18 protein-coding genes are annotated in these 22963 nt (G+C 59.2%); 11 read left to right on the top strand and 7 right to left on the bottom strand.

Features of this window, described 5'->3' with window-relative positions; translation table 11 throughout:
• Positions 1-78 precede the first annotated feature (78 nt).
• Positions 79-1041, bottom strand: coding sequence for an asparaginase domain-containing protein (locus WKI41_RS04890; protein ID WP_340192399.1), 963 nt, complete (start codon positions 1039-1041; stop codon positions 79-81).
• Positions 1038-2540, bottom strand: coding sequence for an amino acid permease (locus tag WKI41_RS04885; RefSeq protein WP_340192398.1), 1503 nt, complete (start codon positions 2538-2540; stop codon positions 1038-1040). The genes WKI41_RS04890 and WKI41_RS04885 overlap by 4 nt, the downstream gene beginning before the upstream one ends.
• A 234-nt stretch (positions 2541-2774) precedes the next feature.
• On the opposite strand from WKI41_RS04885, the gene WKI41_RS04880 reads away from it, so the two are divergent.
• Positions 2775-4193: an aspartate ammonia-lyase gene (locus WKI41_RS04880; RefSeq protein ID WP_425340991.1), complete on the top strand. Its 1419-nt coding sequence runs from the start codon at positions 2775-2777 to the stop codon at positions 4191-4193.
• Between the two features lie 63 nt (positions 4194-4256).
• Here WKI41_RS04880 and WKI41_RS04875 read toward each other — a convergent pair whose 3' ends face one another.
• Positions 4257-4964 (bottom strand): FadR/GntR family transcriptional regulator, encoded by a 708-nt coding sequence (locus WKI41_RS04875; RefSeq protein ID WP_340192396.1) that lies wholly within the window; start codon positions 4962-4964, stop codon positions 4257-4259.
• A 155-nt stretch (positions 4965-5119) separates the two neighbouring features.
• Between WKI41_RS04875 and WKI41_RS04870 the strand changes: the two genes are divergently transcribed.
• The 8 genes from WKI41_RS04870 to WKI41_RS04835 all read left to right on the top strand — a co-directional run bounded on the left by WKI41_RS04870 (position 5120) and on the right by WKI41_RS04835 (position 16012).
• Positions 5120-5707, top strand: coding sequence for an ANTAR domain-containing response regulator (locus WKI41_RS04870; protein WP_340192395.1), 588 nt, complete (start codon positions 5120-5122; stop codon positions 5705-5707).
• Positions 5708-5735: 28 nt separating this feature from the next.
• Positions 5736-7007: a CmpA/NrtA family ABC transporter substrate-binding protein gene (locus WKI41_RS04865; protein ID WP_340192394.1), complete on the top strand. Its 1272-nt coding sequence runs from the start codon at positions 5736-5738 to the stop codon at positions 7005-7007.
• A 365-nt stretch (positions 7008-7372) separates the two neighbouring features.
• Positions 7373-8671: a CmpA/NrtA family ABC transporter substrate-binding protein gene (locus tag WKI41_RS04860; protein WP_340192393.1), complete on the top strand. Its 1299-nt coding sequence runs from the start codon at positions 7373-7375 to the stop codon at positions 8669-8671.
• A gap of 77 nt (positions 8672-8748) precedes the next feature.
• Complete coding sequence (gene ntrB, locus WKI41_RS04855; RefSeq protein WP_340192392.1) at positions 8749-9645, top strand: nitrate ABC transporter permease; 897 nt, start codon at positions 8749-8751, stop codon at positions 9643-9645.
• Positions 9646-9658: 13 nt separating this feature from the next.
• Positions 9659-10456 (top strand): nitrate ABC transporter ATP-binding protein, encoded by a 798-nt coding sequence (locus tag WKI41_RS04850; protein ID WP_340192391.1) that lies wholly within the window; start codon positions 9659-9661, stop codon positions 10454-10456.
• 5 nt (positions 10457-10461) lie between these two features.
• Positions 10462-12921, top strand: a complete 2460-nt coding sequence (gene nirB / locus WKI41_RS04845) for a nitrite reductase large subunit NirB (RefSeq protein ID WP_340192390.1) — start codon at positions 10462-10464, stop codon at positions 12919-12921.
• 101 nt (positions 12922-13022) lie between these two features.
• Positions 13023-13352: a nitrite reductase small subunit NirD gene (nirD, locus tag WKI41_RS04840; protein WP_340192389.1), complete on the top strand. Its 330-nt coding sequence runs from the start codon at positions 13023-13025 to the stop codon at positions 13350-13352.
• 2 nt (positions 13353-13354) lie between these two features.
• Complete coding sequence (locus WKI41_RS04835; RefSeq protein WP_340192388.1) at positions 13355-16012, top strand: molybdopterin-dependent oxidoreductase; 2658 nt, start codon at positions 13355-13357, stop codon at positions 16010-16012.
• A 402-nt stretch (positions 16013-16414) separates the two neighbouring features.
• On the opposite strand, the gene WKI41_RS04830 is transcribed toward WKI41_RS04835, so the two are convergent.
• On the bottom strand, positions 16415-17164 hold the full coding sequence (locus WKI41_RS04830; RefSeq protein WP_340192387.1) for an SDR family oxidoreductase: 750 nt from the start codon (positions 17162-17164) through the stop codon (positions 16415-16417).
• 27 nt (positions 17165-17191) lie between these two features.
• Positions 17192-17761 carry a nucleoside 2-deoxyribosyltransferase gene (locus tag WKI41_RS04825; protein ID WP_340192386.1) on the bottom strand — a complete coding sequence of 190 codons (570 nt, stop codon included), beginning with the start codon at positions 17759-17761 and terminating at the stop codon, positions 17192-17194.
• Positions 17762-17911: 150 nt separating this feature from the next.
• Between WKI41_RS04825 and WKI41_RS04820 the strand changes: the two genes are divergently transcribed.
• Together WKI41_RS04820 and WKI41_RS04815 are read left to right on the top strand one after the other, a co-directional pair.
• The gene (locus WKI41_RS04820) at positions 17912-18538 is read left to right on the top strand and encodes a ribonuclease D (protein ID WP_340192385.1); all 627 of its coding nucleotides are present in this window, start codon (positions 17912-17914) and stop codon (positions 18536-18538) included.
• A 225-nt stretch (positions 18539-18763) separates the two neighbouring features.
• A complete protein-coding gene (locus WKI41_RS04815) occupies positions 18764-20347 on the top strand; it encodes a hypothetical protein (protein ID WP_340192384.1) in 1584 nt (527 codons plus the stop codon).
• A gap of 113 nt (positions 20348-20460) precedes the next feature.
• Here WKI41_RS04815 and rpsA read toward each other — a convergent pair whose 3' ends face one another.
• Both rpsA and cmk read right to left on the bottom strand, forming a co-directional pair.
• Positions 20461-22161: a 30S ribosomal protein S1 gene (gene rpsA, locus WKI41_RS04810; RefSeq protein ID WP_062427705.1), complete on the bottom strand. Its 1701-nt coding sequence runs from the start codon at positions 22159-22161 to the stop codon at positions 20461-20463.
• 167 nt (positions 22162-22328) lie between these two features.
• Positions 22329-22961 carry a (d)CMP kinase gene (cmk, locus tag WKI41_RS04805; protein WP_340192383.1) on the bottom strand — a complete coding sequence of 211 codons (633 nt, stop codon included), beginning with the start codon at positions 22959-22961 and terminating at the stop codon, positions 22329-22331.
• Between the last annotated feature and the right edge of the window lie 2 nt (positions 22962-22963).

Raw genomic sequence — 22963 nt, 5'->3', positions numbered from 1 at the left:
GCCTGCTTAACAGGGTGGAACAGGATAGGTTCCGCAGAAATCACATTTCTGCCACTTCTGTGTTATCTGCGGATCGTTTCAATCGCGAAAGTCGTTGAAAGCCAGCGCCATGTCTTCGCGTCTGGCTGAGGTTGCCAGAAGCGATACCAGTAGGATTCTCGCCTGCCCGGGCCGCAGTGTTCTCGCATGAATGGCACCTACGGCACCCATGTCGTGACCGCCGCCGCCGCCGCCATAACCTGCCACCAATCGTCCGACCGGAACACGGCTGGACACGACGACCGGAACGTTCCTCTCGCTGCAACGCCGCACCGCATCCACGACAGCCGCATTGGCATTGCCCGAGCCGAGAGCGCAAAGAACGATCCCTTTGGCGCCTGCTTCGAGACTGGCGTCGATGTGGGTTGCCTTACAGCCCGGATAGATCGCGACGATATCGACGCGGATGGCATCGACCGGGGCCGTAAGGTTGGGGCTTTGGGGACAGTCGGAAGGTCCAGAAAGGTCGAACGCATCCGGCTCGTCTGCCGAGCGCTTGTAAAGCCCCCAAACCGGCAACAACCTGCCACCGAACGACAGGAGGACGCCCTTCTCGCTGTTGGATGGCGTCGCCGCCGCGGCAATCGCTGCCTGAAGATTGGCCGGACCATCCGACAGCGGACTATCGGCCGTGAACTGCGCGCCCGTGAAAATCACCGGCTTGTTAAGCGTGTGCTGCAGATGAACGAGCAGCGAGGTTTCTTCCATCGCATCCGTACCGTGAAGCACGACGACGCCGTGCACCGCGGGGTCGGCAAGCTCGACGCCGACCGCATCACTGATCGCCTGCATATCCGAAATCGTCAGGCTCGAGGAGTCCTTCGCCATCAGCTCGACGGGCTTAACGGCAACCCTACCACCTCCAAGGCCAGAGACGAGATTCTCACCGGAGAGCGAAGGTTTCGCTGCTCCGGTTTCGTCGCGTTGACTTGCAATGGTGCCGCCGGTGGCGATCACCGCCACCAACACTTTATGAGGATCTGCCAAGATTGCCGCGTTCACTGCTGGCTCCGCACGCCCGCGTCACGCAATTGCTGCGCCCGCGACAATTCCTCGATACGCCCGCGCATCAAATACCATCCCCCCACCAAGGTCGGCGCGATGACGATGAGAGAGCCAACGGTATATGTGCCCGCAGGATAATCGAAAGCCATCAACACCAGAACGCCAAACAGGAAGACAAGCGTCAGGATGCCCGTATAAGGCGCGCCAAACATGCTGAAATCCGGACGCTGCATCTTCCCCTGCCGGGACAGATGCCACAGCTTGAGTTGGCATAACACGATGACGCCCCACGCGCAAATAATGCCAAGCGCTGCAAGATTGAGCGCAATTTCAAATGCTTCCGAAGGAACGATGGCATTGAGAATGACACCCAGCACGGTGACGACGGCCGTTACCGCGATGCCGCCATAGGGCACACCGGCCTTGTTCATTTTCGCCAGAGCTGCCGGTGCAGAGCCGGACACCGCCATGGAATGAAGGATACGACCAGTCGAGTAAAGGCCAGCATTCAGCGACGACAGAACCGCCGTCAGAACCACCAGATTCATGACGATATCGGCGCCTTCCACTCCGATAGAGCCGAAGAAGGTCACGAATGGGCTCTCACCGGCCTTGTACGCCGTGTAGGGCAGAAGAAGCGTCAGCAGCAGGACTGAGCCGACATAGAAGACGAGAAGGCGGAAGACGACTGTGCGGATTGCCTTTGGCATGACCTTGCGGGGATCTTCCGTTTCACCAGCAGTCGTTCCGATCAACTCGATCGAGGCATAGGCGAAGAGCACGCCTTGAATGATGACGAAGGCGGGCAGAATGCCATTCGGGAAGAAGCCGCCATTGTCGGTGATGAGGCTAAAGCCGGTGACGTGACCTTCGATCGGCGTTCCAAAGATAACGAAGTACACACCGACGATCAGGAAGGTGAAGAGCGCCAGAACCTTGATCAGGCTGAACCAGAATTCCAGTTCGCCGAACACCTTGACCGACAACATGTTCATGCCGAGCACGATGATGAGCGCGCCGAGCGCAAACACCCATTGATCGATGCCTTGCATCCATGGGACGTATTGCTTGAAGAAATTCATGTAGAGGGCAACGGCCGTCACATCGGCAACCGAGGTCATGGCCCAGTTCATCCAGTACATCCAGCCGACGGCAAAGGCCATCTTCTCACCGTAGAACTCGCGGGCGTAGGAAACGAACGAGCCGGAGGTAGGGCGATGCATGATCAATTCGCCAAGCGCCCGAAGTACGAGAAAGGCGAAGAAGCCGCAAATTGCGTAAACGAAGATAAGAGCGGGACCGGCAATCGCCAGACGCCCGCCTGCCCCGAGAAAGAGCCCGGTGCCGATCGCGCCGCCAATGGCGATCATCTGAATCTGGCGTGGTTTAAGTGCTTTATGATAGCCGAAATCCTCCTGGACCTCGACCTTACGCTCATGGTTTGCTTGCGTTACCTTATCCACTGGTGTCGCTCCTCCCTCAGAGCTGTCGTCCATAGACTTGATGAATTACACGTTCTGCCCTTGCGCGAGAATGCCTTTTGAGATGCGAGCGCCCAAAGATCGAACAGCCATTCTGTAAGGCTGCATGACAGATTTTCGAGTCCCTTAGTTCCTGGGCTCACTCGCGTCAACCCTCTCCCGCCCATTGACCTACATCATGGACGGGACTAAACCAAGCAAAATCTGTCTGGCAGCTTTACAGATTATCGGATCACTATGGAGGATGATATGGTCACGATGCGTCAGGAACGCGATCTTCTCGGAAGCAAGGATGTACCGGCGGATGCCTATTGGGGTGTGCACACGCAGCGCGCGGCGGAGAACTTCCAAATCAGCGGCACGACGATCGGTCGCTACCCCTACCTCATTCGCGGCCTGACATTTGTGAAAGAAGCCGCGGCGCTGGCAAACCATGAACTGGGACTTCTGGATCACGAGCGGCTCGACGCCATCGTCAAGGCCTGCCGTGAAATCCGCAACGGCGACCTGCACGATCAATTTGTCGTCGATGTCATTCAGGGTGGGGCCGGGACCTCCACAAACATGAATGCCAATGAGGTGATCGCCAACCGCGCGCTCGAAATTCTCGGGCACGCGAAGGGCGATTACACGCACCTGCATCCCAACGACCACGTTAATCTTAGCCAGTCCACCAACGATGCCTATCCGACTGCGATCAACATTGCGCTGATCGAATCCATCGACGAACTGGCCGCCTCCATGCTGGTGCTTCAGGACGCGTTCGAGGCGAAGGCACGCGAATTCGACGGCGTCTTGAAAGTCGGGCGCACGCAATTACAGGATGCCGTGCCGATGACGCTCGGCCAGGAGTTTCGCACCTTCGCCGTAATGCTGGGAGAAGACCGCGCGCGCCTGATTGAATCGGCAGCCTTGCTGCATGAAATCAATCTTGGCGCCACAGCAATCGGCACAGGCCTCAACGCACCAACCGGTTACGCGGCGATTGCCTGCAAGCATCTTGTGCACCTGACAGGTCGACCGCTGGTCACGGCAAGCGACCTGATCGAGGCGACGCAAGATCCTGGTGCCTTCGTCCATCTCTCGGGCGTCTTGAAGCGCGTGGCAGTTAAACTCTCTAAGACATGCAACGACCTGCGCCTGCTATCTTCCGGTCCCCGCGCCGGGATCGGCGAGATCAATCTTCCTGCGGTGCAGGCCGGCTCAAGCATCATGCCCGGCAAGGTCAATCCCGTGATCCCGGAAGTCGTCAACCAGGTGGCCTTCGTGGTGATCGGCAACGACATAACCGTGACCATGGCTGCAGAAGGCGGGCAGCTTCAGCTCAACGCATTCGAGCCGGTCATCGTGCGGGCTCTATCGGAAAGCATTGCCCAACTCGGCACCGCCTGCCGGACACTGGCGGAACGCTGCGTCGTCGGCATTACTGCCAATGTCGATGTGATGGCGCGACGATTGGAAGAATCGATCGGCATTGCGACGGCGCTGAACCCGCTGATCGGCTATTATGCTGCGACCGAGGTTGCGCGGGAAGCACTGGCAAGTGGCAGAACCGTGCCCCAGGTCGTTCTGGAAAAAGGCTATATGAGCGCCGAACAGTTGATCGAGGCCCTGAGACCGGAATTGCTGGCGAATATCGCCTCACCTGTCGTACAGCCAGCGGCTTGAACATTCGACGTCAGCAAGCCGGAAGACGAAGACGGTTTTCCGGCTTGTCCCTGCATCGAAGTCCTATCTAGCGTCGTCACCCATGATCGAAGTGACGGCCTGCTTGACCTTGCCCAGATGGGCTTCCATCGCCTGGCGCGCACCATCTTCAGAGCCGGCCTCGATCGCTTCCGCAATCTTGCGATGCTCGGTATTGGACGCGACGCGGCGATGCGCCATGAGATTCAGCAGTTCCGACTGCTGACTGACGCTGTCGCGCGCATCTGCAATGACCTTGGCGAACAGCGAATTTCCACAGGCCTCCGCAATCGCGCTGTGGAACTCACAGTCGAGCAGCACCCACTTGTGCAAATCTTCCTGCTGATCCATTTCGCCGCAAAGCTTCATCATTCGCGACACCTGCTGATCCGTTCGGCGTAGGGCCGCCCACCCGGCAGCGGGTACTTCGACAAATGGCCTCGCTTCCATCAGATCGCGTGCAGAATAGCCGCCATAGCGCAACTCCTGGCGCGGCGCGTCCGTCAGGACGAAGGTGCCGCTGCCGGTTCGCGTTTGTGTCATGCCAAGCGTCTGCAGCGAGCGCAGCGCCTCGCGCACAATTGGGCGGCTGACTCCGTATCGACCGGCAAGATGCGTTTCAGACGGAAGGCGCGTGCCAACCGTCAGCCGGCCCGACACGATGGCCGACCGCAAATCCTCAAACACCGATTCCGCAGCGCTCTTGCGGTTAACCGGGTTCGCCTCGTAAATCCAATCAGCCCCTGCACTCATGCAAGTAACCTTTCCAAACATCATATAATTGTCAAGAACCGGACTCAGGTCGAAGCAACTGCAACCGAAGAAAGCTGTGATTCTGGTCATTTGCTTAATTTTTAAGCGTGATGAAAAAGATTGCTATTTTGCATGCGCTGCGGCATTGATGCCGCATGATGCTTCGGGATTTGACCATTCTTGTGATCGACGAAAACGCCATCCGCGCCTCGATTATCGAGGAGGGACTGCGCGAGGCTGGTCATATGAAGGTCACCGTCATCCACGAGGTCAACGGTGTTGCGCGTACCATCGATACGCTACAGCCGGACGTCATCGTCATCGATCTTGAAAATCCCAACCGCGATATGATGGAACATCTGTTTCAACTGACGCGCACCGTCAGCCGGCCGATTGCCATGTTCGTCGACCGATCGGATACGGCATCCATCGAGGCTGCCGTAGAAGCTGGCGTCTCCGCCTATATCGTCGATGGGCTGAAGAAAGAGCGCGTCAAGCCGATCCTCGACATGGCAGTCAGCCGCTTCAACGCCTTCAGCCGGCTGCAACGAGAATTGGCCGAAGCGAAATCCGCGCTCGAAGAGCGCAAGGTCATCGAACGCGCCAAAGGCATTTTGATGAAGATGCGCGGGCTTTCCGAAGAAGAAGCCTTCGCGCTTCTGCGCCAGACGGCGATGAATGAAAAAAAGAAATTGTCCGAGATCGCGCAGAGCGTGGTCACGGCCGCCGGGCTACTGATGTGACGGCGGTGGCTGGACAGGGAGTGATAGCATGACGATCATAGATGATCTGCCAGAGCAGAAATCCAGACTCTCGACCCCTGCCACGATCGGCCACGACCGCCAGCGGACGCTGCGGGCCGGCTTCATTCCTCTTGTTGACGCCTCGGTCCTGATTGCCGCCGCCGAGTTCGGCTTTGCCGATAAGGAAGGGCTGAAGCTCGATCTGGTGAAAGATGTTTCCTGGGCCAATGTTCGCGATCGCCTTGCCTTCCGCCAGTTCGACATTGCGCATATGCTTTCACCCATGCCGGTCGCATCCATGCTCGGCCTCGGCTCGAACCCCTCGCCAACCATCACCCCCTTTTCGCTGGGCCGAGGCGGAAATGCTATTACGCTCTCGACGGCGCTCTTCACAAGAATGCAGGAGACGACTGGCTTGTCGTCAACAGCAAGCGCACTCGAAAATGCCCGCGCGCTGAAAACCGTGCTCGACGAGATGCGGGCCAAAGGAGAACCAACACCCACCCTTGGCATGACCTATCCGTTCTCTTCGCATAATTACGAGTTCCGCTACTGGCTGGCAGCGGGCGGCATCCACCCGGACAATGATGTTAAGCTCGTGGTCGTGCCGCCACCGCTCACCTCCGATGCACTTGCCGCCGGTGCAATCGACGGCTTTTGCGTCGGCGCGCCCTGGAACATGATTGCCTGCGAGCGCGGCGTAGGTCGCATCGTCGCTGTCAAGCAGGATATCTGGCCCTCCGCACCGGAAAAAGTCATCGGCATGCGGCCGGACTGGGCAGAGACCCAGCAGGAAAGCGTGGCACGACTTCTCGTGGCACTGGATGCCGCCGCCCGTTGGTGCGACAGCCTGGACAATCGAAAGGCTTTGAGCGAGGCACTTGCCGATCCGCGCTATATCGGTGCGCCTCAGCACATTGTCCAACGTGTGCTGGGCGGAGAGTTCCACATCGACAGCCAAGGCAATCGCCGCGTCATCGACAAGTACTTTCAATTCCACGCCGACTACGCCAACGATCCGCAACCCAACCAGGCACTTTGGATCTACAGCCAGATGATCCGGTGGGGACAAACCGCCTTCTCACAAGAGGGCGCCAAAGCCGCGTCGTCTGCCTACCGTCCCGACCTTTATCGCGCAGCATTGGGCGGCGGCACCGCAACTCTCGACGACGGTGACATAAGTGCAAAGGCGCCCTTCATGGATGGGATGACCTTCGATCCATACGACATTCCTGCTTATGTCGAGCGCTTCCCGGTCAAAAACCCGGCCGAAATACAGGCAGCGACCAGCGACTTGTGAACTGCCACATGCTGCATTTTTAGTGTGGGCGGCACCCCGCAAGATTAAATAATAGTCTGAATTCTTTTTCCCTGGAAAAGCAGTCTCCGCACTTGCGAGAGAAAATCTGCATATTTTTCAATGCAATGCGACGCAACACCAAAACTGGCACGGTGCTTGCTTCTTATAAATCGCTCAGGTCAACGGCGATCGGAGCAGCAGGGACGCGTTATCAGCGTTCTTCATACGACACAGACGTCGCAAGGTATGCAGCCCGGAACCTCCTCCCGTTTCCGAAGGCGCATCACCGAGCGGCGTTTTTTTGTTTTTGGGCTTCGCAAAATCATAGGGCGCCCATGAGGCTGCCAAAAAGGGGAACATGCGATATGAAAAAAATGCTTTCCAGCTCGATCAGCCGCCGCTCGATCCTGAAGACGACGGCCACTGCGGCCCTGATCTCCGCTGTCAGAACAGCCTTCCCTTCCGGTGCCTTCGCCGCGACCTCCGAGCCTGAAGTCAAGGGCGCGAAACTCGGCTTCATCGCGCTGACCGATGCAGCACCGCTGATTGTCGCATCGGAAAAGGGACTGTTTGCCAAGCATGGCATGCCTGACGTTGAAGTTCTGAAACAGGCTTCCTGGGGTGCTACGCGCGACAATCTCGTTCTCGGCGGCGCGTCTAACGGGATCGATGGCGCCCATATCCTGACGCCGATGCCCTATCTCATGCATACCGGCAAGGTGACGCAGAACAACGTGCCGGTTCCGATGGCGATCCTTGCTCGCCTCAATCTCGACAGCCAGGGCATTTCGGTTGCCAAGGAATATGCCGAGACCGGCGTCCAGATCGATTCTTCCAAGCTGAAAGCCGCCTTCGAAAAGAAGAAGGCTGAAGGCAAGGAGATCAAGGCGGCCATGACCTTCCCAGGCGGCACGCATGATCTTTGGATCCGCTACTGGCTGGCAGCAGGCGGCATCGACCCGGACAAGGATGTCTCCACCATCGTCGTTCCGCCACCGCAGATGGTTGCCAATATGAAGGTCGGCAACATGGATGTCTTCTGTGTTGGCGAACCCTGGAACGAGCAGCTCGTCAACCAGGGCATCGGCTTTACCGCCTGTACCACCGGCGAATTGTGGAAGGGCCATCCGGAAAAGGCGCTCGGCATGCGCGCCGACTGGGTGGAGAAGAACCCCAACGCCGCCAAGGCCATGCTGATGGCGGTGATGGAAGCCCAGCAATGGTGCGACAGCATGGACAACAAGGAAGAGATGTCCGCCATCCTCGGCAAGCGCCAATGGTTCAACGTTCCGCCGAAGGACGTTCTTGGCCGCCTGAAGGGCGACATCAATTACGGCAATGGCCGTGTCGCCCATGGCACAGACCTCTACATGAAGTTCTGGAAGGATGCGGCCTCCTATCCCTTCCAAAGCCATGACAGCTGGTTCCTGGCCGAAAACATCCGCTGGGGCAAGTTTGCGCCCGATACCGACATCAAGACGCTGGTGTCGCAGGTGAACCGCGAGGATCTGTGGCGCGCTGCCGCGAAGGATCTGGGCGTTGCCGCTGCCGATATTCCGGCCTCGACCTCTCGCGGCAAGGAGACCTTCTTTGACGGCAAGGTCTTCGATCCGGAAAACCCATCCGCCTATCTCGACAGCCTCTCGATCAAGGCCGCCTCTTGACGATGTCTGGCTCCTTCGCCTGAGGCGCAAGGAGCCAGCACGCCGCCCAACAGCTCTTTCGGAAACAGGACCCGACCATGACCGCAACCGCACGCAAGACAGAAAGCACGGCCATCCACGCCGCCACGCCAAGGAGCGGCACCGTGATCGCCATGAATCGCCGCCCCGCGTCGGTATTCTCCGCTCGCAAGATCACCGCTTCGATCACGCGCAACGTCGTTCCGCCACTCGTCGTTCTGGTGATCATGCTCTGCATCTGGCAGGCCCTCTGTTCGGCGCCTGGCGCCTCGCTGCCGCCTCCGAGCCAGGTGTTCGAGGAAAGCTACGACCTGATCGCCCACCCCTTCTTCCATAACGGCTCTCAGGATATCGGCCTCGGCTGGCGTGTGTTGGTTTCGCTGGAACGCGTCGCCTATGGTTTCGGCCTTGCCGCGATCATAGGCGTTATTGTCGGCGCCATCATCGGCCAGTCGGTCTGGGCGATGCGTGGCCTAGACCCGATCTTCCAGGTCCTGCGCACCGTGCCGCCGCTCGCCTGGCTGCCGCTGTCTCTTGCTGCCTTTCAGGACAGCAACCCATCGGCGATCTTCGTGATCTTCATTACCTCCATCTGGCCCGTCATCATCAACACCGCGGTTGGCGTGCGCAACATCCCGCAGGATTACCGCAACGTCGCGCAGGTGCTGCGCCTCAACCAGATCGAGTTCTTCTACAAGATCATGCTGCCATCCGCCGCGCCCTACATCTTCACCGGTCTTCGCATCGGCGTCGGCCTCTCCTGGCTCGCAATCGTCGCGGCTGAAATGCTGACTGGTGGCGTGGGCATCGGCTTCTTCATCTGGGACGCGTGGAATTCATCCCGCCTGCCCGACATCATCGTCGCACTCGCTTACATCGGCGTCGTCGGCTTCGTCCTCGACAAGCTGGTGGCCGCGATTGGCAAGATCATCACCCGCGGCGCGGCAGCGAACTAAGAGGATTTTTCTCATGAACGCCTATTTGAAGCTCGATCACATCGAGAAATATTTCGACAAGGGCGGCAGCCGCGCCGAGGTGCTGAAGGGGATCAACCTCACCATCGGCAAGGGCGAATTCGTCTCCGTCATCGGCCACTCCGGCTGCGGCAAGTCCACCATGTTGAACCTGATCGCCGGCCTGACAAAGGTTTCTTCCGGCGTGGTGCTGCTGGAAAACCGCGAAGTCAACGAACCCGGCCCCGAACGCGCCGTAGTCTTTCAGAACCACAGCCTGCTGCCATGGCTCACTGTGTATGAAAACGTCAATCTCGGCGTGGAGAAGGTCTTTCGTTACAGCAAGTCCAGGGCTGAGCGTCATGACTGGGTGATGCACAACCTTGATCTCGTGCAGATGGCGCATGCCAAGGACAAGAAGCCGTCGGAGATTTCCGGTGGCATGAAGCAGCGCGTCGGCATTGCCCGTGCGCTGGCGATGGAGCCGAAAATACTGCTGCTGGACGAACCGTTTGGCGCACTCGACGCCCTGACCCGCGCCCATCTGCAGGATGCGGTCATGGAAATCCATGCCCGTCTTGGCAACACCATGATCATGATCACCCACGACGTGGACGAAGCCGTGCTGCTGTCCGACCGCATCGTGATGATGACCAATGGTCCAGCCGCCCATATTGGCGAAATCCTCGATGTTCCGCTTGCTCGTCCCCGCCACCGCATCGAGCTTGCATCCGACCGAACCTATCTCAAATGCCGCGAAGCCGTGCTGAAGTTCCTCTACGAACGTCATCGCTTCGTCGAAGCAGCGGAGTGAGACCCATGTCCGAACCCAAGCCCCAGAAACTCGTGATCATCGGTAACGGCATGGCGCCAGGCCGCATGCTGGAAAACCTCTTCGAGACCGCACCCGGTGTCTTCGACGTCACGATCTTCAACGCCGAGCCGCGCGTCAATTACGACCGCATCATGCTCTCGCCAGTTCTCTCTGGCGAAAAAGCCTATGAAGACATCGTCATCCATAATGACGACTGGTATGCGGCCCATGGCGTGACCCTGCACAAGGGCGCGAAGGTTAGCCATATCGACCGTGAGCGCAAAACCGTCACCAGCGAAAACGGGATTACGGCCTCCTACGACAAGCTCGTTATCGCCACCGGCTCCTCGCCCTTCATCATTCCGGTTCCTGGCCATCAGCTCCCCGGCGTTCTTCCCTATCGCGATCTCGACGATGTGACGAAGATGCTGGAGATCGCGGGGAACAAGGGCCGCGCCATCGTCATCGGCGCGGGTCTTCTCGGCCTCGAAGCAGCCTATGGCCTAAAGCGTCAGGGCATGGATGTCACCGTCATCCATCTGATGCCGACGATCATGGAACGCCAACTCGACCCGGCAGCCGCCTACCTTCTGGAGAAGGCGCTGATTGAACGCGGCATCGACATTATCACCAAGGCCAACACCAAGCGCATCCTCGGCGAAGACAAGGTCGAGGGTATCGAACTGGAAGACGGTCGCATCATCGAAGGCACGATGGTGGTGATGGCAGTCGGCATCCGCCCAGCTTCCGGCCTTGCCAAGGAGGCAGGCCTTGCGGTCAACCGCGGGATCGTCGTCGATGATGGCATGATGACGTCGGACGCCTCGATCTACGCGCTTGGCGAATGCGCCGAACATCGCGGCATCTGCTACGGTCTCGTTGCTCCGCTTTATGAAAGCGCCAAGGTGCTGGCCGATCGGCTGATCGGCGGTCATACGGAATATCATGGCTCCGTCACCAACACGAAACTCAAGGTCACCGGCATCAACCTCTTCTCTGCAGGCGATTTTGCCGAGGGTGATGACCGTGAAGAGATCGTGCTGCGCGATGCGACGGCAGGCGTCTACAAGCGCCTGATCCTCAAGGAAAACCGCATCATCGGCGCGGTTCTCTACGGCGAAACCTCCGACGGCTCGTGGTTCTTCGACCTGATGAAGAAGGGCACAGACATTGCGGAAATGCGCGAAACATTGATTTTCGGCCAGGCCTACCAGGGGGGCTCCCCTCTGGACCCTATGGCGGCCGTTGCAGCCTTGCCGGATGATGCGGAAATCTGCGGCTGCAACGGCGTTTGCAAGGGAAAAATCACCTCGACCATCACCGGCAAGGGCCTGACTTCGCTGGACGATGTGCGCGCCCACACCAAGGCGTCCGCCTCGTGTGGCAACTGCACGGGTCTCGTCGAGCAGTTGATGACGCTGACACTTGGCGACAGCTACAATCCGACAGCCGTGCAGCCCATGTGCAAGTGCACCGATCTCGGCCATGACGATGTGCGCCGCCTGATCAAGGCGAAGGGACTGAAGACCATTCCTGCCGTGATGCAGGAGTTGGAATGGAAGACCTCATGCGGCTGCGCCAAATGCCGTCCGGCGCTGAACTACTACCTCGTCTGCGACTGGCCGGATGAGTATGCGGATGACTATCAGTCCCGCTTCATCAACGAACGCGTTCACGCCAACATCCAGAAGGATGGCACCTATTCCGTCGTTCCGCGTATGTGGGGCGGCGTCACCAATGCCGGAGAACTCCGCGCCATCGCCGATGTCGTCGATAAGTTCGAGATCCCGCTCGTCAAGGTCACCGGCGGTCAGCGCATCGACCTTCTCGGTATCGAGAAGGAAGACCTGCCCGCCGTTTGGGCCGATCTCGGCAAGGCCGGTTTCATTTCGGGTCAGGCCTATGCCAAGGGCCTGCGCACCGTCAAAACCTGTGTGGGCGAGCAATGGTGCCGCTTCGGCACGCAGGATTCCACGGGTCTTGGCATTCGCATCGAAAAGTTCATGTGGGGCTCCTGGACCCCTGCCAAGCTGAAGCTTGCCGTTTCTGGCTGTCCGCGCAACTGCGCGGAGGCGACGTGCAAGGATATCGGCGTCATCTGCGTGGATTCCGGCTTCGAAATCCACTTTGCCGGTGCGGCAGGCCTCGACATCAAGGGCACCGAAATTCTCGGGCTGGTGAAGACGGAGGATGAGGCGCTGGAGCATATCGTGGCGCTGACACAAATGTACCGCGAGCAGGCACGCTATCTCGAGCGCATCTACAAATGGGCAAAGCGCATCGGCTACGACGAGATCCGTCGCCAGATCATGGACGATGCCGACAAGCGCCAGGGCTTCTACGAGCGCTTCGTCTTCAGCCAGAAATTCGCCCAGGTCGACCCCTGGTCGGAGCGTGTTTCGGGCGAACACAAGCACGAGTTCAAGCCGATGGCAACCATTGGCTTCAATCAAGCCGCAGAGTGACTGGGGCCGGGAAGGCCATGGACACGTAGCGCTTGGATGGGGCGACATGGAGGAGATGTCGCCCCATCCCAAAAACTCCAACCGGACACAGGATGACGACGATGAACTGGGTCGAAATCGGCAATATTACTGACATTCCACTGCGCGGCGCGCGTTGCGTGAAAACGCCGATGGGCAAGATCGCCGTATTCCGTACGGCAGAAAACGAGGTCTTCGCCATAGAGGATCATTGCCCGCACAAGGGCGGGCCGCTCTCTCAAGGCATCGTCCACGGCGCGTCCGTGACCTGCCCCTTGCACAATTGGGTCATCTCGCTGGAAACCGGCAAGGCCCAGGGCGCCGATGAAGGTGCCGTGCGCACCATTCCCGTGCGCAACACCGAGGGCAGCCTGTCCATCGCAATCGAAAGCATGATGATCGCTGCGGAGTGACCATGGAACACGAGGTCAAGACCACCTGTCCCTATTGCGGCGTCGGCTGCGGTGTCATCGCTAAGATCGATGATACCGGCACAGTTTCGGTAAAGGGCGATCCCGATCACCCGGCCAATTTCGGTCGGCTCTGCTCGAAAGGTTCAGCCCTTGGCGAAACGCTCGATCTCGACGGACGTCTGCTCTATCCGCAGATTGACGGAAAGCAGGCCGGCTGGGATGAGGCACTCGACCTCGTGGCCTCGAAATTCTCTGAAGCGATTGCCACGCATGGACCGGATGCGGTCGCCTTTTATGTCTCCGGTCAGTTGTTGACGGAAGACTATTATCTTGCCAACAAGCTGATGAAAGGCTTCATCGGCTCCGGCAATATCGACACCAACTCGCGGCTGTGCATGTCGTCTTCCGTCGCGGGCCATCGCCGCGCCTTCGGGTCAGATACGGTTCCGGGTCTCTATGAGGATCTAGTTACCGCGGACCTCGTGATCCTGACGGGATCCAACCTCGCCTGGTGTCATCCGGTCATCTATCAGCGCCTTGCAGCGGCCAAGGCCGAACGACCTGACATGAAGATCGTGGTGATCGACCCACGCCGCACCATGACCTGCGATATCGCCGACATGCATCTTGCCATCCGGCCAGACGGCGACGTGGCACTTTTTACGGGTCTCTTGGCGCATCTTGCAAACGGCAAGGCGGTGGACACAGCCTATGTCGCGGCCCATACAGTCGGCTTCGAGACCGCGATCCAATCCGCTTGCGCGATCGGTCTGCCAGAGATCGTCGAGGCAACGGGTCTTAGCCTCGCAGAACTCATCCGCTTCTATGAACTGTTCGAACGAACAGAAAAGGTCGTCACCTGCTACAGTCAGGGCGTCAATCAGTCGTCGAGCGGGACCGACAAGGTCAACGCCATCATCAACTGTCATCTGGCGACGTGCCGCATCGGCAAGCCGGGCGCGGGACCTTTTTCATTGACGGGTCAGCCCAATGCCATGGGTGGACGCGAAGTGGGCGGCCTTGCCAATATGCTCGCGGCCCATATGGCGATCGAAAGTGCGGAGGATCGCGACCGGGTGCAGCGCTTCTGGAAAGCACCGACCATCGCCGAAAAACCCGGGCTAAAAGCTGTCGACATGTTCCAGGCGGTGGCCGATGGCCGCATCAAGGCGCTTTGGATCATGGCCACCAATCCGGTCGTTTCTATGCCTGATGCCAGGGCTGTGGAGGCCGCGCTGAAACAATGTCCTTTTGTCGTCGTCTCCGACATCATGGCAACGACGGACACGGCGCGCCATGCGCATGTGCTGCTCCCCTCTCTGGGTTGGGGCGAAAAGGACGGCACAGTCACCAATTCGGAAAGACGCATTTCCCGCCAGCGTGGATATCTTGCGGCACCGGGAGAGGCAAAGCCCGACTGGTGGCAGTTCGCAGAAATCGGCAAGCGCATGGGCGACGGAGACGCCTTTACCTATCACGGCCCTGCAGAGATTTTCGCAGAACACGCCGCACTTTCGGCCTTCGAGAACAATGGCACGCGCGATTTCGATATCGGCGCTTACTCCAAGATGGAACAGCAACCTTACGACGACATGACGCCCTTCAACTGGCCTCAGCCTTCTGGCACAGCCCGCAGCACGACGCGCTTCTTCGCCGACGGCAAGTTCTTCCATGCGGATGGAAAGGCACGATTCATCTCCACAGTGCTACCGCAGACGAACCGCACCACTGTTGAGTACCCGCTGACCTTGAACACTGGCCGCATCCGCGATCAGTGGCACACCATGACCCGTACCGGCAAAAGCGCCCGGCTATCCTCGCATCTTGCCGAACCATACGTCGAACTCCATCCGCGCGATGCGATGGCAGCCGGGATAAGGAGCGCCGATCTGGTCGAAGTCGAAAGCCCGCTTGGCACGGTGGTTCTGCGCGCGCTCGTCACCGAAAGACAGGCGCGGGGCAGCGTCTTCGCGCCGATGCATTGGAATGATCAGTTTGCCGCGAACGCCCGGATCGACAAGCTCGTTGCTCCAAACACCGACCCCTTTTCCGGTCAGCCGGCGTCAAAAAACGTCGCCGTCGCGGCGCGGCGCTTTGAAGCGAAAGCCTATGCCTTTGCAGTCACGGCCACGGCTCCACAAAAGCCCGATTGCTCCTACTGGGCTCTTGCCAAGGCCGAAGGTGGCTATCGCCTGGAGCTTGCTTTCGAGACGGTACCGGAAGACTGGATTTCCTGGAGCAGAGAGATTTTCGGGATCGACGCCCACATCGAACCGCTTGGCTACGCCGACAGCCAAAGCAGTGACGTTCGACTGGCCTTCTTTGACGGGGAGACGTTGCTGGCTGCGCTGTTCATCGCGGCCACACCTGTCGCCGTTGCGCGAAACTGGGCTGTTGCGCAGTTGAAAGAGCGGCATGAGGACACGCGCAATCGCTTCGCGCTTGTCGCAGGCAGACCCGGTGCAGGAAGGCCTGATCCCGGCGCCACCGTCTGCTCCTGCTTCAACGTCGGCATCAACCAGATCACCAGTGCGATCCGCGAGGGCTGTCACACGGTGGAGGCAGTTGGTGCTTGTCTGAGCGCTGGTACCAATTGCGGCTCCTGCCGAGCAGAAATCCGAACCATTATCGATGGGTGTCTAAGAACTGCAGCCGAGTAGGCTTGTCGAGAGGGAGCATGGCAGTCGAGAGGGAACATGGCAGCCGAGAATGAACACCGGCAAGGCTGCGATCGCGCATGGCCAGATGGACGCGCTCTAAGCTGTGGGCAGAGAAGAATGTCAGCAGTGTAGCTGGAAAAGAAAAAGCCTGCCGCGGGAGGAGGTGCGGCAGGCTTTGAACTTGATTGGCAATTGGGAGGAGGAGTATCGCCAATCCACATCGAAAGACGCTGGGAGGAGGAGTGCGTCGTTTCGATGATCAATATATACTCCCGTCATCCCGGACTGAAAAGCGCGACACTCGCAAGGCAGCAATGCAACGTTTGCATAACTGCCGTGGCTATGACTTTTTTTTGATCACTACCGTCTCGCAACCCAGCCACCCGATGGGTACCTCGCGGTTCATGCGTCGCGGTGAACCTGGAAGCCCGCGAAAGACTGGTTTACGGGCATCAACTCGATGCTGTTGATGTTGATATGCTTCGGCTGAGACACCACCCAATGAATGGTGTTGGCGATATCCTCCGGCAGGATGGGATTGACGCCCTTGTAGAGCGTGTCGGACGCCTGCTGATTGCCGCCGGTGCGCACCAGAGTGAACTCGGTCTCGCACATCCCAGGCTCAATCGACGTAACGCGGACCCCCTTGCCATGCAGGTCTGAACGCAAGCCAAGCGAAAACTGGCGCAGGAACGCCTTGGTGCCGGCATAAACATTGCCCCCGGCATAGGGCCAGCTTGCGGCGACCGATGAGAGGTTGACGACGATGCCGCGACGCTCGATCAACGTCGGCAAAAGGTGGTGGGTGATGTTCAACAGCCCGGTAATGTTGGTGTTGACCATCGTGTGCCAGTCTTCAAGCGGCACTTGCGGCGCAACGGCCGTTCCGAGAGCGAGGCCGGCATTGTTGACCAGCACATCGATTGCGGCAAATTCCTGCGGCAGATCGGCAAAAGCAGAGCGCATCGCCTCTTGATCGGTGATGTCGAATGCAAGGCCATGGAAGGACGATCCGAGTTCGTCTTTCAGAGCCTGCAGGCGTTCGGCGCGACGGCCTGTACCGATCACCTTCCAACCCTCGTTCGCAAAAAGACGCGTGGTGGAAAGGCCGAAGCCGGAGGTTGCGCCGGTGATGAGGATAGTGGCTGTCATATCTGCTCTCCGCTTGATGCAGTTGTTTTAAAGAAGCTTTGCCGCCGCAAGCTTCAGGCACTCTTTGAATGCCGTCAAATCGGTGTAGAGTTCGTCAGGCGTCGCGTCTCCGACGATCACGTCGCCGCCGCGGCGAAGGATCGCGCCATGCAGCATGAGATTGTCGACCATGTCGAAATTCTCCACCGAAAGCCCGTCTGGTCCCCTGTAACGCCCGTCATCGCCCAGTTCCACCGCGCCAGCATAATGATCGTGGATGCGGGTGAAATGGTTCTTCGCCATGTTCGTATAGGCAAACACCGGCTTACCGAGGGCGCACATGAAGCCGAGTTCGAAGCTCGTACCGACATCGGCGGCGATCCCCCGAAAAGGCGTCAGATTGGCAATGATAGCGTTGGCCTCCAGCATCATATGCTCGTCGATGGCATTGATGTTGCAGCCGTGGCCGGTCTTGGTATCTGCCGGTGGAATTTCCAGATCGCCGGGAGATAAGGGTGTGAAGCCAGCTTCGCGAGCGAGCTTTGCCTTAGCATCCAGCATGTCGCGCGCATTGGAGAGAAAGACCTCAGGTCCCGCGAGGTAGATTTTCTTGGTCATGGATGAAGAGATTTCGTCATTGGCAGGAGTCTGGCTGCAACCTAGACCGCGACTGGCTGACGAGGCAAGAGCTTCAAGGGCGAAAGCGGTATCGCCAGCAGCCACTTTGCGCTATAGCCGGAACCGGAAGACGCGTAACCGGAGTACCAAATGGCTGCCAAGATCCGCTATCACGAAGGCGATATCTCTGCGAGCGATGCCGCCCGCTATACAGGCGCAATCGCTGTCGATACGGAAACGCTCGGGCTGGTGCCGCGCCGCGACAGGCTGTGTGTCGTGCAGCTCTCGCCGGGTGACGGCACGGCAGACGTGGTGCGTATTGCCGCGGGACAAAAGGAGGCGCCAAACCTCGTTGCCATGCTGGAGGATCCGAGCCGCGAGAAGATCTTCCATTATGGCCGCTTCGATATCGCCGTCCTGTTCTACACGTTTGGCGTAACGACGACGCCCGTCTTCTGCACCAAGATCGCCTCAAGGCTCTGCCGCACCTATACGGACCGGCACGGGTTGAAGGACAATCTGAAAGAGATGCTGGAGATCGACATCTCCAAGGCACAGCAATCGTCAGACTGGGCAGCCGAAACGCTCTCCCCGGCGCAGCTCGAATATGCCGCATCCGACGTTCTTCACCTGCATGCATTGCGCGATAAGCTCACACACCGGCTGATCCGCGACGGACGCTACGATCACGCCACTGCCTGCTTTGCCTTCCTGCCCACGCGCGCCAAGCTCGACCTTCTCGGCTGGGACGATACCGACATCTTCGCCCACAGCTAAAGACGTCGGTGAGTGCCGAGGCCGCACTTATGGTTAGCGGTCGATTAATATTTTGCCGTCATGATTGTACTTAGTGATTCCTTTCGCTCGCCCTGGTGCGCTCGGCTGAGGAGTCATGTCCCGGCGGTGCGGATGAGGAGCAAAGTCTCGCGCGCACCCCTGAGCATCAAAGCTGCGACGCGATGAGAGCGGATCAACGCGCTTCGGACAGAGAAAGAGCGTGCCATGCTGCCGCCCGTCAGTGCCGTCACAGCAGGAGAGCTTTCCCCGCAGACCTCGGGGCAAAAGCCGGACGCGTTCGCGTCGCCGGCCAACCAGCAGACCACCCCGCAAGCTATCTCAGACACCTCACCCAATCTCCCCGTCGTCGCTGCCCGCGCAATTTCCGGAGAAGCCGAGCTTCACCGCACCGGGACCGTACTCGCAGAAGTTCTGGGCTCGCTTCTGGGAATGGAACGTCTGGAAGGCGAAGATGCAGGCGCCTATGTGAACCGCCTGACCTTAGCCCTTCAATCTCTCCCGATAGCGCAGCGAGCGACACTCGAACAGCAACTTGGAAAGCTGCTGAAGGGCATGACGATTGCGCTGATGCTCGACATTCTGAAGAACAATGCCGGGCCAAACGCTGCCAGGTTGGCGGTCATGTTGGAACTCGCCCGTGTCGGCCAATCGGAAGACGGCGCGAAGATGGCGCTGCCGCCCTATCTCCAGGATCTCCTCCCGGACAGCCCATCCCTTAGTCTTCGACCGGTCAACGGGCCGCCGCCCGCAACACAGCTATCTCGACTGCCACTTCCCGCTGGCCAGAACGATTCTTGGACCGGTGAACCTGCGACCGTAGACACGATGCCACCTGCAGAGCAGGTTGACGCCCAGCCAACAGCAAACATCGCTTCGACTGCAACGCAGGTTCCCGCGAAAGCGAGTGCGCAGACGCCCCTTCTCTCACAAGTCACCGCTCAGAAGGCGACCGCGTCACTTGGCACGCCTCAAGCGTTGCCTCCCGCGGAACACGCGCAGTCTTCTCCGCAGCCCGCACCATCAAGCAAGGCCGGTCTGCCGACCTTCCCTCCGCAGAGCGCAGACGCGGTGATGAAGACGCAGGATGGTGCGACGGATCTTGCTCCGCCTACCCCATTCCTGAAGACAGATGCCGCGACACTCGCAACACAGTTTCGCGCCGCGAGCCCGCAGGACATGGAGACATTGTTGCTGGCCGTACTGCTCGGCAAACTGCCCGAGCGCGCCGATCCGCTGCCAAGCACATTTTCCGCACCGCCTGTCGTGCCGCACGAAGAAGGCTCAGAAACTGAGGCTCCGAAGAAGCAGCAAATCCCAACGTCTGGACAGCCGCAGGGCCATTCAACTGGCGCTGCAAGTGAAGCGAGCCCGGCACCGATGCTTCGCCCGGAAGCGCCGGTCGCTGCACGTGCCTTAGCTACGGCCGACGGAAAGAGCGTCGTCTTCGAGCAGGCCGCGCTCCAATCCGCGGTTGCCTCGCTGGTTACCAAGCCGGGCACACCGCTTCCCTTCGTCAACTACCCGATCGAGGAGCAGAAGCGCGACGAGGACGCACCGCCGCGCGGCCGCTGGCCTTCCTCTGATGGTGAGAGCGAAGGACAGGCTGGAGAGGACCATCCGGACCAGAACGAAGCGCAACAAAATCGCACGGACGAGCCAATCTATCAGGAAGAGCGCGTCGCCGCCAATGACGAGCCGGTCGATCATTCGGTTTCCGAAGGTGCGCGAGAGGATGGCCGGGTGGGTGATGCTGAGTCTTATTACTTACGAATGGGCAACTTCGCCTGACCTGCGAGCCGCCGAGTTTGCCAAGCCGCGCGGTATCCTGTCCCCTCGTGAAAATCGCAATAAAAAACCCGCCGGATCGCTCCGGCGGGTTCTTCATTTCAAGGAGCTGACGATTACTCGCCGCGGTTCTTCAGAGCCGCGCCAAGGATGTCGCCGAGCGAAGCGCCGGAGTCGGACGAACCGAACTGAGCGACGGCTTCCTTCTCTTCTGCGATTTCCAGAGCCTTGATCGAAAGCATAACCTTGCGATCCTTCTTGGAGAAGTTGACGACGCGGGCGTCGAGAACCTGACCAACCGAGAAACGCTCCGGACGCTGATCGTCACGATCGCGTGCCAGGTCGTTGCGGCGGATGAAGGAGGTGATGTCTTCGTGGTTGACGAGCTTCACTTCGATGCCGCCTTCGTTGACGCCGATGACTTCAGCGGAAACGACAGCGTTCTTGCGCAGTTCGCCAGACGTTGCAGCTTCGCCGACGGAATCCTTGCCGAGCTGCTTGATACCGAGAGAGATACGCTCCTTCTCGACGTCAACGTCCAGAACGACAGCCTTGACGACGTCGCCCTTGTTGAACTCTTCGATGACCTGCTCGCCCGGACGGTTCCAGTCGAGATCCGACAGGTGAACCATGCCGTCGACATCGCCTTCGAGGCCAATGAACAGGCCGAATTCGGTCTTGTTCTTGACTTCGCCTTCAACTTCAGTGCCGGCCGGATGGCTGTAGGCAAATGCCTGCCATGGGTTTTCCAGCGTCTGCTTCAGGCCGAGCGAGATACGGCGCTTGGACGGATCGACTTCGAGAACTACAACGTCGACTTCCTGGCTCGTGGACAGGATCTTGCCGGGATGTACGTTCTTCTTGGTCCAGGACATTTCGGAAATGTGGATCAGGCCTTCGATGCCCGGCTCCAGCTCGACGAATGCACCGTAGTCGGTGATGTTCGTGACCGTACCGGAGATCTTCTTGCCAACCGGGTACTTGGCGGAGATGCCATCCCACGGATCGGACTCGAGCTGCTTCATGCCGAGCGAGATACGGTGGGTTTCCTGGTTGATGCGGATGATCTGAACCTTGACCTGCTGGCCAATGTTGAGGATTTCCGAAGGATGGTTGACGCGGCGCCATGCCATGTCGGTGACGTGCAGCAGGCCGTCGATGCCGCCAAGGTCAACGAACGCACCGTAATCGGTGATGTTCTTGACGACGCCGTCAACAACCTGGCCTTCTTCGAGGTTCTGAACGATTTCAGAACGCTGCTCGGCACGGGACTCTTCGAGAACGGTGCGACGCGAAACAACGATGTTGCCGCGACGCTTGTCCATCTTGAGGATTTCGAAGGGCTGCGGGTTGTGCATCAGAGGCGTCACGTCGCGGATCGGACGGATGTCGACCTGCGAACGCGGAAGGAAGGCAACAGCGCCGTCGAGATCGACCGTGAAGCCGCCCTTGACCTGGTTGAAGATAACGCCTTCAACGCGCTCGCCAGCTTCGAACTTGGCTTCGAGCTTGACCCAGCTCTCTTCGCGGCGAGCCTTCTCGCGCGACAGAACGGCTTCGCCCAGAGCGTTTTCGATGCGCTCGACATAAACTTCGACTTCGTCGCCGACTTTCAGCGTGCCGTCCTTGGACTTGGCACCGAATTCCTTCAGCGGAACGCGGCCTTCGACCTTGAGGCCAACGTCAACGATCGCGACATCCTTTTCGATGGCCGTTACGATGCCCTTGGCAACGTAGCCTTCGGCCAGGTCGTTGGAAGCAAAGGACTCTTCGAGCAGGGCTGCGAAATCGTCGCGCGTGGGGGTAGCTACAGACATTAAATCTCCTGAAGTGTCCATCTATTTAAGGACACACAAGCGCCGGGGGTTTGCGTTGATCATTCCCGAACTCCATGCCCGCCTTGTCGTGCAAGGCTTTCCGGCGCAGGGCATGCTTTCGGGACAGTCTACAACGGAAATCGGACCTGCCGGTTCCCGTGCAATTCTCATCTCTTCATCGCGGCATCGATGATTACTTTTGCCGCTTGAAACGCCGCCTCTATACTCATTTCCGACGTATCAAGCAAGTGCGCGTCTTGCGCTGGTTTCAAAGGACTATCAGCCCGGCCCATGTCACGCTCGTCACGCTTCTTCACATCTGCGAAAATCGCCTTGTAGTCGGCAGCCCCGCCACCTGCGACGATCTCGTCATAACGCCTTCTCGCACGGATTTCGGGAGAAGCCGTCACGTAAAGCTTTACCGGCGCATCCGGGCAGACGACCGTGCCGATATCGCGTCCGTCCAGAACGGTACCGGGCTCGCGCATCGAAAACGCGCGCTGCGCCGTCACCAGCGCGCGCCGCACGGCGGGCATGACCGCGATCTTCGACGCCGCCTCACCTACCTCATGTCGCGACAGAACAGAGCGGTCGAGCCCGGCGAGATCAAGATGGAGCGCAGTCTCCTCCGCAATCGCCTCGTCATCCAGAGGCTTGCCAGCATCGAGCAGCGCCTTGGCGGTGGCGCGATAGGTGAGGCCGGTATCGAGATGATGAAAGCCGTAAACTTCGGCAATCTTGCGCGACAGCGTACCCTTGCCTGCGGCCGCAGGGCCATCGATGGCGATCGTAAAAGTCATGG

This window comes from Agrobacterium larrymoorei, from assembly GCF_037722385.1.
Taxonomy (GTDB): Bacteria; Pseudomonadota; Alphaproteobacteria; order Rhizobiales; family Rhizobiaceae; genus Agrobacterium; species Agrobacterium larrymoorei_C.
This window is presented reverse-complemented; position numbering and strand designations above follow the sequence as displayed.